The organism is Methanobrevibacter sp. (assembly GCF_030539555.1).
Classification (GTDB): Archaea; Methanobacteriota; Methanobacteria; order Methanobacteriales; family Methanobacteriaceae; genus Methanocatella.
Genome location: NZ_JAUNXX010000050.1, coordinates 1 through 11,174, shown reverse-complemented (window position 1 = coordinate 11,174; position 11,174 = coordinate 1). Strand labels below are relative to the sequence as shown.

Here is an 11,174-nt window from a genome sequence, read left to right as displayed (position 1 = left end):
ATGCCTATCTTAGTTATGCCTCAAGACGATATTACTCACCCAATTCCTGACTTAACCGGTTATATTACCGAAGGACAAATCGTATTAAGTAGGGAAATCTCAAGGAAAGGTATTTACCCTCCTGTAGACGTACTTCCTTCACTTTCCCGTTTGATGAGTGGGGGTATCGGTGGAGACAAAACTAGGGATGACCACAGTGGTGTATCTGACCAACTTTATTCCGCTTATGCTGAAGGTCGTGAATTAAGAGACTTAGTAGCGGTTGTAGGGGAAGAAGCACTTACTGAAAGGGATCAAAAATTCTTAGAATTTGCTCAAGCATTTGAAGATCAATTCATTACTCAAAGTAAAGATGAAGACAGGACAATCTTCGAAACTTTAGACCTCGGTTGGAGTTTACTCAAAATCTTACCTAAAGCAGAACTCAAAAGGGTTAAAGAAGAATTTGTTGAACAATACCTTCCAAAAGATGACTAATCTCATTACAGCAATGTAGGTGATTAAATGGCACAAGATATTATTGATGGAATTAATCCAACTCGTATGGAATTATTATCTCTTAAAAACAGAACTAAACTGGCTGTTAAAGGGCATGGTTTACTCAAAGAAAAAAGAGATGCTTTAATTAAAGAGTTTTTTGATATCTTGGATCGTGTCAAAGGTATTCGTGAAAATGCAGAATTAAGTCTAAAAGAAGCAAATGATGCTTTACTTGAAGCTCAAATTGCTATGGGTGATTTGGCTGTAAGGAAAGCAGCATTATCTGTTAAAGAATCTATTGATGTTGAAATTACATCAAGAAGTGTTATGGGTGTTGCAGTGCCTGTAACCAATGTTAAAATGGAAGAAAGATCCATTATTGACCGTGGTTATGGTTTCTCCGACACTACAATACAATTAGACGAAGCTGCTAAGAAATTCGAGGAATCTCTTAAGTATTTAATTGAACTTGGTGAAGTGGAAAAAACTATTTTCTTACTCGCTGAAGAAATTGAAGCTACTAAACGTAGAGTAAATGCTTTAGAACATATTATGATTCCAAGATTCCAAAATACTGAAAAGTATATTGATATGAGACTCCAAGAAATGGAAAGAGAAAACTTCGTTAGATTGAAAATGATTAGATCAACAATTGAGAAAAATGAAAAAGCAGCTGCTGCTGCAGAAGCAGCTTTAAATGAAGAAGCTTAAATTTTTCTTAATACTTCTCATTTTCTTCTATTTTTTTATTATTTTTTAATTAAAGTTCTCAAAATGTTTTATTTTTTTAAAATGTTTATTTAATAAAGTTATTGTAAAAATTTTTTTTACTAGAAATTTCTAGAAATAGGTGTTAAAATGAAAAGAAATCCAATTGACCAATTTATGAAAGACCCTGACAATAAAGCTAAAGTATTTGTTTGGATTACTCGTGCAATGATTATTACTACTTTTTTAATAACAATTGGAGTAATTATATTTATTATGCATCTTGTTGGTCTTTTCTAGCTATGATGTTTACTTTTTTACTGGTTAATTCCACTTTTTTGTATAAATTTTCAAAACTTTCATCTTTATCGATGATTGTTAGTAGGGGTTCTGATTTTTCGGTAATTGATCCGATATGGGGGAGGTCATAAATATTTTCCAAATCAATTTTTTCATACTTCATCTTTGCTGGTGAGTAAATAATTTTTTTGTAAGAATAATATTTCGCTTTAGGAATTTCAATAATTTTGCCAAAACAAGCTTTAATATGTGCATCCAGCATATTTATCCCCAATGACTTTTCAACACATTCAAAAGTTCCCTGAAGTCTTGGATTGATTTCAATAACATATAATCCATTTTCATTAAGGATATAATCAACACCATTCGATCCAATCAGATTGAATTTCTTTGATAAATCTTGTGATGTTTTAATCATTTCATCATTTATTTTGTTGATGTCTTTAACTTCAGTTAGTATCGATTCCTCTGTAAGAGGCAGTATATTTCCAACATATATGAAACTGTTATTTTTTTCAAAGTCATGCATTGTTAGTAATCTTGAATTCATTATTGTTTTTGCATCATTTTTTGTAGCTAAAAGTGATGAGCTTAAGTTAATTCCAGACACATATTCTTGAAGAATATAATCCTTGCCATTAAAATCAAGATTGATGTCATTATCTAGAAGATTAATATCATATCCTCCACTTCCTTTAACGGGTTTTAAAATAAATTGATTGAGCGGGTAATTTTTACTTATTTCATAAGCTTCATCTACATCATTTATACTAAAAGTCAGTGGAGTTTGAAATTCGTCTTTAATTCTTTTGTAAAATTTGAATTTGTTTTCAATGTTTCCAACATCTTTTGTTCCCAAAATTTTCTTTTGATCTTTTTTTTGAAAGTCTGATGGTGAAACACCTGAAATAGGTATGATATAGTCAACTTCATCTATATAGTCAGATGAAATTTCTAAAATGGTATTAATGTCAAATTCATCTTCAAAAACACCGCAACTCACTCCCTCCGCCTCTTTTAAAATAATTTTTTGATTTTCAATGATGGGAGTGTCTGAAGTTGAGAAATAACTTGCGGAAAATATAGTGTAATTTAGTTTTAAAGCACTGTTAAGCATACTTCTTGTATCAATTCCAATAAGTAATAGCTTTTTCATAAAATATCAATAAAAATAGTTAATTAAAAATAGTCCCGAGCGGAGTCGAACCGCCGTCTCCGGGTCCAAAGCCTAGAAGGATTACCACTACCCTACGGGACTATATTTGTTGTATTACAACAATTAATATATATTTATCATGTAGTATTTAAAAGTATCGGTTCATATATTTTCATAAAATAAACATTTATCATGCCACATGCACTTAGAACATATTTTATCAACACTTTTCTTTGAATTAAAAATATTACCTATCTGTTTAAATAAATCAGGTGCATTATATTCTTTTGATTTATCTATCCTAGATAAAACTTCATCATCCATTGCTATTATTCGTTCATTTTGTTCATGGTCTTGACACAAATTGTTCTTTAAATTAGGGCATGCTTTGCAGATGTCATCACTCTTATTTGTAAGAGAAATAATTGTATTTTCAGATTTTCTTTTTTGATTGATTTGTGTCATGTTTTTGACAAAATTTTCATCATAACCATAGCCCTGAAAACCTTGAAGACATAATAAATGATGTCCTCTTAAAAGAAGTTTCATATTATCAATTAAATAAATAAAAAAAGAAAAGGTTTTTAAACCTTTTTTTATTCTTTTGGTAACAATACTTTAGATACTGAAGCAGCACCTAAAATTTTAACAATATCTCCGGCAATAAATGGAACAAGACCCATCATCAATAAATCAACAGTCCCAATTGCAGTTCCTTGAGTTAAAAGAGACCATAATGAAATCCCTATAAGGCCAGGGATATAGATTAATGCGAAGTTTGCAGTACCAATTACAATAGTCATTTTCTTAAAGTTACGTGCACTTATGTATTTATCTCTAATTGCACCAATGAAATATGATGCAATTACAAATCCAATAAAGAATCCGCATGTAGATCCTAAAAATATTTCAAGTCCACCAGTCATTCCACCGAACCATGGGATAAATGCAACTCCTAAAACAATATATAAGATTTGGCTTAAGCATCCGTATCTTTTACCTAATATCAATCCTGAACTTAATACTGCAAAGGTCTGAGCAGTTATAGGGACTGGAGTCCATGGAAGAGGAATAATGATTTGAGCCATTATACCGGTTAAACATGCCATCATTAATGACATTAATACTTTAGTAGCAGTACTAGCATCTTCAATTCTTTCAAAAACATTTTTTCTAGTACTAAAATAATTATCCATATTAATATTCATTTTTTCCCTCCAATTTTTACATTCTATATATAATTTATTCATTATATTATATATTATTTTTGAAAAATTGGACAATTAACATTAAAAAAGCAGTATTTTAATAAATTGTTTTCAAATGTTGTTAAAATAAGTAAATTTGGAAATAGATTTCTTTCTATTTCCTTATAAGTAATTTATCCTAGTCAATAGTTATTAATTTCACATCATGTGGTTTTTTAACTATGTTCATTGATTTAAATGCAACCAATTTTTTAATTCCTTTTTCAGAAGCCACATCAACTAATCTTTGAGAGATTACTCCATCAAATATGACGCTGTCTGCAGTTCCTTCTATGTTTTTGATTTCTTCATAGATGTCTTCTACTTCAACTTCTTTAGTCATATTTAATGCTTCATCCAAAATAGCTCCGCTGCCGGTTCCTTCAAACTCTTTTAGCATATCTTTCATTAAGCTAACTTCATCATCTTCAACTGGTTCGACAACTTCCTGACGAGGAGTGTACTTTTGATGTTTTTTGGAATTTCTATTTTGGTACTTTCTGTTTTCTCTTTTATTTGAGTTATTAGATTCATTTAATATGTTGTTGGTTGCTAAAAACTGTGCTGTAGGAACTTTGTCTCTCAATGCAACTAGCACTTCATCTTTTTCCAAGTCTTCAACTTCTTTTCCTTTTGGAGCGCGTGTAATATAATCGACATCCCCAATTTGTAAAAGTTCTTTTAAGATAAGTTCTCCACCTCTGTCTCCATCTACAAATGCAGTAGTGGTTCTTTTTTTACTTAACTCGCCAATTGATCGAGGAACGCTTACTCCTTCAACTGCCACAGTATTTTTAATTCCATATTTAAGTAAGTTTAAAACATCGCTACGTCCTTCTACTACGATAATGGCATCGGAAGTGTGAATACTAGGGCCCGCAGGTAAGCGATCATCACCATATTCAGAGATTTCATGAACTCTCATTGCTTCTCTTACTTCTTCAATCATTTTCATGCTTGCAGGACTGACGCTTTCAACCATGTTTTTGTAAATTTCTTTTGCACGGTTTACCACTTGTTCCCTTTTAACTGCTCTAACATCCTCAACTTTCAAAGTTTGGATTTCAGCTTCACAAGGTCCAACACGATTAATGGTTTCAAGAGATGCTGCGAGTATGGCAGTTTCAACTCTGTCTAAACTGGATGGAATTACAATTTCTCCTTTAGCTCTTCCGCTATTGGAATGGATATTAACTTGTATTCTTCCGATTCTTCCAGTTCTTTGCAGTTCTCTTAAATCTAAATCATTACTGAGTAAACCTTCAGTTTGCCCGAAAACTGCACCAACAACATCCGGTTTTTCAACAATACCGTTGGCGGTAATTTGGGCATGAATTAAATATTTTGTTGTAGTTAATTCTTCACCTTTTCCCATTTTTAAGCCTCCTAAGCTTAATTCGATCGGGATAATTTATGTAATAACTAAAAATTTAAATTATTTTTAGGCAATAAACTTGCATAAATTATACGATAAACATATTTTTACCTATTATACACTAGAAAAAGAGCCAATACATTGGGAGTGTCATTCAATTAAGGGTTTATTAATTCATTCCATATGATTTAATTTGAAATTTATAAAACTCGCTAATCTTTGATTCCTTAATATCTGATTTTTCTCCTGTCTTTGAATTAATTAATAATAATTATAATAATGAATAATGTAATTAAACTCTTATGAGTATATAATAATTAAGTATTTTTTTCAATACTACAATTAATTATTTTATTTAAACTAATATATAAAATATGTTATATTAAAAAAATATTTTAACGAAGTTCACATAATATTATGTATAAAAAGACAAGCGGTGGAAAAATGAGTGTTACTCCAAAAGATATATTGAATAAAAAAAATTTAGATAAACGCGTTAATGTAGAGGTTATCGATTTAAGTAATGTTACTGTTCGTGATTTAAAATTTAATGGTGATAATTACGAAGAATACATAAATTTATGTTCTTTACTTGAAAATGTGTCTTCTTGTCAAATTTCTGATGCTTATAATGGAATTTCTCATCGTTCAGGTACAATCAAATCAATTAAACCAATTAATAATCTAAAAGTATGGGGTAGTATTTTCACTGTTGAAACATTAAGTGATGATTGGGGAACTTCAGCTCTTGCTATTGATTGTGCGAGTGAAGGAGAAATTTTATTTTTCAAGGTTGATAATGACGATAAAGCTATTTGGGGTGAGTTGGCTTCTACTTGTGCTAAAAATAATGGCATTAAAGCAACGGTAATTTACGGAGCAGTACGTGATTTGGATGCTTTATTATATATGGATTACCCTGTTTTTGCATCAAATTTTGTTCCAAATGCGGGGTTGGCTTTAGGTTTGGGAACTTTAAACCAATCAATTGAAGTTGAAGGAAGTATAATTAATCCAGGAGATTTTTTCTTTGGCGATGAAAGCGGAATTGTTGTTATTCCTCAGGAATTATTTAACAAAACCATGATTTCTACACTTGAGGTCAAACTGAAAGAATCCAACATTATAAAAATGCTTAATGATGGCATGACTTTGGGTGAGATTACTGGGCTGAGATAAAATAGTAAAACATTTAAATAAAGAATTATTTTATATATAAATATTTCCGATATATTTATATACTACTTTTTTTATAATATATAAATGATACAGATTTGATTTTAAGTTTGATTTTATGAAATTTTTAGGAAATAGTTTGCACATTGCAAACTCTGGAAAACTAATAGCTAGATCTGATAAAACACCCTCACCGGGTGCAATTGTTTTTGATAGTAAAAAAAATAAAATTGGTAAGGTCGGCTATGTATTCGGGCCAACAAAAAAGCCCTATATCTCTATTCGATTATTTAAATCTGCAAATAGGGATGAAATTGCGAAAAACTGTGGTGAAAAACTATTTGTATCAAAACCAAAATCCAAAAAACCTAGAAAAAGGAGGATGAGAACACGACACAAAAAGTAAGAGAAACTCCTAGTAGAAAACGCAGAAGAGCGGTAGGAGAACCTGCACAAGAAAAAGTATTCGATGATAACAAACAAACAGTATGTCCTGAATGTGGTTCTGAAGAATTAATCGGTGATTACGAAAGAGCAGAAGTTGTTTGTGCTCGTTGTGGATTGGTTATTGATGAAAACCTTGTAGATATGGGTCCGGAATGGAGAGCTTTTGATCACGAACAAAGGGATAAACGTACAAGAGTTGGTGCTCCAATCACTTACACTATTCACGATAAAGGTTTAAGTACTATGATTGATTGGAGAAACAAGGATATCTACGGCCGTGATATCCCTGCTAGAAATCGTGCTCAATGGTATAGGTTAAGAAAATGGCAAAGAAAAATCAGAATTTCCGGTGCAACCGAAAGGAACTTGGCATTTGCTTTAAGTGAACTTGACCGAGACTCTTCAAGATTAGGTCTTCCAAGGTCTGTGAGGGAAGCCGCATCTGTTGTATACAGAAGTGCGGTGGACAATAAGTTGATTAGAGGAAGAAGTATTGAAGGGGTGGTTGCCGCTTCTTTATATGCTGCATGCAGACGTTGTAATGTTCCACGTACTTTAGATGAAATCGCTGAAGTGTCCCGTGTAACTAAAAAAGAGGTGGGTCGTACATACAGATTCCTAACCCGTGAATTAAATATTAAGTTACCACCAACATCTCCGGTCGATTATGTTCCAAGATTTGCATCAGAATTAGGATTATCTGGTGAAGCACAATCTAAAGCTATTGAAACTATTGAAAAAGCAATGGAAAAAGGATTGACTTCAGGTAGGGGACCTACTGGTGTTGCGGCCGCTGCATTATACATTGCATCAGTTTTACTCGGTGAGAGAAAAACACAAAGGGATGTTGCAGATATTGCAGGGGTGACTGAAGTTACCATTCGTAACAGATATAAAGAGTTAACTGAACAATTGGAAATGGGTGTAACTTTATAGTTGCATTAAATAGATTAATTGAGGTAATTCTTGATTAATCCTTATTTTTTTTATTTTTACTTAAATTTAAATATTATTAATTATATAATTTTCATTAACTCGTAATTTGTAGAGTTTTTTTTTTATAGGATATTTAAGGTGAATAATTATGGAGATAATGGAAATTATAAGTGACGCTTTGGTTTATCCATTAAACAATCTTAAAGCATTTGTAATATATCTTGTTTTGGGTATTATTGCAGGAATTGCAATTGCAGGAACTGTTAGTGCGATTGTTGTTGGTGTGGCTTACAAAAATGCATTAGCAATAATTGGATCTGGAATCCTTGGAATTATTGTCACATTAATTATTGGATTTGTAATTACTGGTTATGAATTGGATATTATTAAATACGGTATCGAAAGAAATGTTAGGGCTCCTGGAATTGATTTTGTAAGACAATTCATTAATGGTATTAAATTTTTTGTTGTAAATATTGTTTACTTTATTGTTCCAATCATTATCGGTTCAATTTTAGCCATCATTTTTCAACATTGGTTATCTGGATTACTAACTGCAATATTGTTTATCATATTTGCTTTAGCAGCAATTATGGGTCAATGCAGATTGGCCAAGACAGAAGATTTGGTTAATGCTTTAGCTATAGGTGAAGCAATTGGAGACATCTCTAGAGTAGGAATTTTGAAACTCATTTTATTTATTGTCGTAGTTTTCGTCATAGCATTAATTTTATCATTGATTGTTAGTTTTATCAATAATTGGAATACTGCTGTTGGCGGAGTATTGATTGGTATTCTTGGTGTTTACTTAACATTTTTCACATCTAGAGCTATGGGTTTATTATACTCTGATGTATAATTAAACTTTATTTTTCTTTTTTTTCATTATTATTAGTTGTAATTCATTTGGTGATTGCTTTAGGAATTATTGAATGATATCGAAGGAAAATTTTAATGTTGGAACAATATCTCTCCATTTATTATCTTTTTTTTAGTTTGAAATAATTGCTAGAGAGAATATTTTTCAATTCTATATATCAGCTCACGCACAATGCCATCATTGTTGGTCTTTTTAACTTTGGCCAATTTATTTTGATATTTGGGAAGCCTTTTTAAGAAGTTTGCCACTCTTTTAGCACTCATTACTTCATGATACTCTCCATAACCTAATTTTTCAACATAAAACCCGTTCAATGTTTGCTCAAAGTTTCCGATGGCTGGGACGGAATAAATTGGTTTTTTAAGATGGATTGCTTCTGAAATAAATGTGAATCCTCCATTGCAAATCACGGCTTTGGCAGATGCCAAATCGTCATAGAATTCATCTTCATTAAATTCCTTATAAGTTAAATTGCTATCAATTTCATTTTTATTAAACCCATAAACGATAAATCTTTCATTTTTGAGTGCTTTAAGCTTGCGAACAAGTTTTTCACTTTCACGACTTGTCTGGTAAACAATAATATGATTCCCTTCACGCGGCTCCAGTTTCAAAATATCTTCACGAATTATTGGGGGGTATATCACAGCATTCTTTCTTGGTTTTATTTTTGGATAAAAAAAGCTTGTTAAGATGTGTACTTTCGGATTAACAACATATGTTTTGATAACTCCTTTAGCCTTAAGCATCTCCCCAATATGATTTTTAGGATAATCTATTTTAGTTTGTGTAATCATGTGGATATTGTCCAAGCTAATAAGGGGTATATTTCTAAGTTTTGATAGCATTGTTGCATATATTTCAAAGTCTGTTACAATAACATCAGGATGTAATTGTGCTGCTTTTTTATATAGATTTTCATATCCTACTTTTATATTTGTTGGATTTCTTTTTATTGCGTTGGATAATGTTTTTAGGTTATTTACTTTATTGTTAATGTAAACTGTATTGAATCCACCAATTTCGTAAACATTATCAAACTTGGAATTTAGATATTCGTAAGCCCTATCGCTTGAAAAGATATAAACGTCATATTTCTCCTTGATTCTCTCTACAATTACTCCTGTTCTTATGGCATGACCCATTCCTTCACCGCAAACACAATAGAATACCACTTTTTTTGATCTTTGGCGATGTATAGATTTAATTTGTGATTGCGTATTTTTGATTTTATTAACAGATTCCTCATATGTTTCTTTTATTTCATTAATCTGTGAAGTTCTTTTTTCTAAATTTTCAAATCTTGATGTTGAAAGCCTTTCTTTTCCATGGTCAAAATTATAATTAAGTTCGCTGGCATCAGTTCTTTTTCCTAAAAAGTCATTAACAGTACTTTTTCCATATTGTTGAATCAAAGTCGCAAGACCTTCTTCTTCAAGCCTTCTTGTTGAAACGCCAATTTTAGCATTTCTAAGAACTTTAAATGGCTCTTCTCTAGCTAATCTTTCAATGTAGTCTGTATCTTCCCCAAATGTTAACGATTCATTGAATCCATTGCATTTGTCATGCAATTCCTTTCTTGAAATGATTCCATAACAACCCGCTCCGTGGGGTTTTATTTTTTCAACTCCAATCATGAAATAATTTGCGAAGTCGTGGTATAACTGATCCTGAACTTTATTTGACATTGGTTTCATTTGAGTGATGGCTATTCCCAAACGCTCCATTCTGAATTCATATAGAACTTTTCTTAAATAGTCATCAGTAAGCTCCAAATCAGAATCAAGGAACAATAAATATTCTCCTTTAGCGATTCTGGCACCATTATTCCTACCTGCTGCAGGCAATCCTCCATCAACAACAATGCAGCCATAATCTTCAGCAATATCTCTTGTTTTGTCTGTTGAATTAGCATCAGCTACAATAACTTCATAGTCGGTAAAACTTTGTTTTTTGATACTTTCGAGAAGAACTGGAAGATATTCCTCTTCATTGTATGTAGGTATGATGATGCTTAAAATCATATGTTAAAGTTTAATTTTAGAATTTATAAGTTTTTTTAATATTAATATTTTTTAGGAAAAAATGGTTAAAATGAATCATTTCAACATTCTCTTTTTCCTGTTCTTGATAGCATCATCATGGCGATTATGCTAAGCACAAATCCGCAAAACATTAACATGGTGGGAATTTCTGAGTAGATTAACAATCCAAAGATTAAAGCGGCTAATGGCTCTGCACCCGAAAGTATAATTGAGGATACGCCCGAGTCCATGTAATTCAAACTTAAAGTTGAAAAGATATATGGAAGGGCAAATGAAAATGTGGAATGCAAAACTAAAAATATGATTGTTGATATTGGATTAATTGAAACAAAGCTTGTAATCTGATCAAAATTGGTAAACGGCATTAAAGCTATTGAAATAAAAACAATTGAATAAACCAGTATTGTATATGTGTGTTTTCCAC

Annotated in this window: 11 protein-coding genes, 1 tRNA gene and 2 pseudogenes; 7 read left to right on the top strand and 7 right to left on the bottom strand. The window is 31.4% G+C overall.

The window, feature by feature from the left end:
* The 3 genes and pseudogenes from Q4Q55_RS08155 to Q4Q55_RS08145 form a co-directional block, all read left to right on the top strand.
* A pseudogene (locus tag Q4Q55_RS08155) lies at positions 1 to 477 on the top strand (V-type ATP synthase subunit B); the annotation flags it as partial.
* Between the two features lie 27 nt (positions 478 to 504).
* Complete coding sequence (locus Q4Q55_RS08150) at positions 505 to 1,191, top strand: V-type ATP synthase subunit D (protein ID WP_303372328.1); 687 nt, start codon at positions 505 to 507, stop codon at positions 1,189 to 1,191.
* A gap of 147 nt (positions 1,192 to 1,338) precedes the next feature.
* The gene (locus Q4Q55_RS08145) at positions 1,339 to 1,488 is read left to right on the top strand and encodes a hypothetical protein (protein WP_303372327.1); all 150 of its coding nucleotides are present in this window, start codon (positions 1,339 to 1,341) and stop codon (positions 1,486 to 1,488) included.
* Here Q4Q55_RS08145 and Q4Q55_RS08140 read toward each other — a convergent pair.
* The 5 genes from Q4Q55_RS08140 to dnaG form a co-directional block, all read right to left on the bottom strand.
* On the bottom strand, positions 1,463 to 2,644 hold the full coding sequence (locus tag Q4Q55_RS08140) for an ATP-grasp domain-containing protein (RefSeq protein WP_303372326.1): 1,182 nt from the start codon (positions 2,642 to 2,644) through the stop codon (positions 1,463 to 1,465). The two genes, Q4Q55_RS08145 and Q4Q55_RS08140, sit on opposite strands and share 26 nt — an antisense overlap.
* Positions 2,645 to 2,674: 30 nt before the next feature.
* Positions 2,675 to 2,746 (bottom strand) — tRNA-Gln (locus Q4Q55_RS08135).
* A 60-nt stretch (positions 2,747 to 2,806) separates the two neighbouring features.
* Positions 2,807 to 3,193 carry a DUF1284 domain-containing protein gene (locus tag Q4Q55_RS08130; RefSeq protein ID WP_303372325.1) on the bottom strand — a complete coding sequence of 129 codons (387 nt, stop codon included), beginning with the start codon at positions 3,191 to 3,193 and terminating at the stop codon, positions 2,807 to 2,809.
* Between the two features lie 47 nt (positions 3,194 to 3,240).
* Positions 3,241 to 3,846 (bottom strand): biotin transporter BioY, encoded by a 606-nt coding sequence (locus tag Q4Q55_RS08125; RefSeq protein WP_303372329.1) that lies wholly within the window; start codon positions 3,844 to 3,846, stop codon positions 3,241 to 3,243.
* Positions 3,847 to 4,030: 184 nt separating this feature from the next.
* Positions 4,031 to 5,266: a DNA primase DnaG gene (dnaG, locus tag Q4Q55_RS08120; protein WP_303372324.1), complete on the bottom strand. Its 1,236-nt coding sequence runs from the start codon at positions 5,264 to 5,266 to the stop codon at positions 4,031 to 4,033.
* Between the two features lie 444 nt (positions 5,267 to 5,710).
* Between dnaG and Q4Q55_RS08115 the strand changes: the two genes are divergently transcribed.
* The 4 genes and pseudogenes from Q4Q55_RS08115 to Q4Q55_RS08100 all read left to right on the top strand — a co-directional run bounded on the left by Q4Q55_RS08115 (position 5,711) and on the right by Q4Q55_RS08100 (position 8,684).
* Positions 5,711 to 6,445, top strand: a complete 735-nt coding sequence (locus tag Q4Q55_RS08115) for an RraA family protein (RefSeq protein WP_303372323.1) — start codon at positions 5,711 to 5,713, stop codon at positions 6,443 to 6,445.
* A 115-nt stretch (positions 6,446 to 6,560) separates the two neighbouring features.
* Entirely contained in the window at positions 6,561 to 6,848 is a 288-nt protein-coding gene (locus Q4Q55_RS08110; protein WP_303372322.1) for a Gar1/Naf1 family protein, read from the top strand.
* A 56-nt stretch (positions 6,849 to 6,904) separates the two neighbouring features.
* Positions 6,905 to 7,825, top strand: a pseudogene (locus tag Q4Q55_RS08105) (transcription initiation factor IIB); the annotation flags it as partial.
* A 148-nt stretch (positions 7,826 to 7,973) separates the two neighbouring features.
* A complete protein-coding gene (locus Q4Q55_RS08100) occupies positions 7,974 to 8,684 on the top strand; it encodes a DUF4013 domain-containing protein (RefSeq protein ID WP_303372321.1) in 711 nt (236 codons plus the stop codon).
* A 149-nt stretch (positions 8,685 to 8,833) separates the two neighbouring features.
* Here Q4Q55_RS08100 and Q4Q55_RS08095 read toward each other — a convergent pair whose 3' ends face one another.
* Together Q4Q55_RS08095 and Q4Q55_RS08090 are read right to left on the bottom strand one after the other, a co-directional pair.
* The gene (locus Q4Q55_RS08095) at positions 8,834 to 10,729 is read right to left on the bottom strand and encodes an MJ1255/VC2487 family glycosyltransferase (RefSeq protein WP_303372320.1); all 1,896 of its coding nucleotides are present in this window, start codon (positions 10,727 to 10,729) and stop codon (positions 8,834 to 8,836) included.
* Positions 10,730 to 10,809: 80 nt separating this feature from the next.
* On the bottom strand, positions 10,810 to 11,174 hold a 365-nt coding region (locus Q4Q55_RS08090; RefSeq protein ID WP_303372319.1), incomplete at its 5' end, for an EamA family transporter.

Bases quoted from the DNA above. Each gene is read 5' to 3' on its own strand.
- Q4Q55_RS08145 (WP_303372327.1), top strand. From the start codon at position 1,339: ATGAAAAGAAATCCAATTGACCAATTTATGAAAGACCCTGACAATAAA.
- Q4Q55_RS08140 (WP_303372326.1), bottom strand. From the start codon at position 2,644: ATGAAAAAGCTATTACTTATTGGAATTGATACAAGAAGTATGCTTAAC.
- Q4Q55_RS08130 (WP_303372325.1), bottom strand. From the start codon at position 3,193: ATGAAACTTCTTTTAAGAGGACATCATTTATTATGTCTTCAAGGTTTT.
- Q4Q55_RS08095 (WP_303372320.1), bottom strand. From the start codon at position 10,729: ATGATTTTAAGCATCATCATACCTACATACAATGAAGAGGAATATCTT.
- Q4Q55_RS08150 (WP_303372328.1), top strand. From the start codon at position 505: ATGGCACAAGATATTATTGATGGAATTAATCCAACTCGTATGGAATTA.
- dnaG (WP_303372324.1), bottom strand. From the start codon at position 5,266: ATGGGAAAAGGTGAAGAATTAACTACAACAAAATATTTAATTCATGCC.
- Q4Q55_RS08115 (WP_303372323.1), top strand. From the start codon at position 5,711: ATGAGTGTTACTCCAAAAGATATATTGAATAAAAAAAATTTAGATAAA.
- Q4Q55_RS08100 (WP_303372321.1), top strand. From the start codon at position 7,974: ATGGAGATAATGGAAATTATAAGTGACGCTTTGGTTTATCCATTAAAC.
- Q4Q55_RS08110 (WP_303372322.1), top strand. From the start codon at position 6,561: ATGAAATTTTTAGGAAATAGTTTGCACATTGCAAACTCTGGAAAACTA.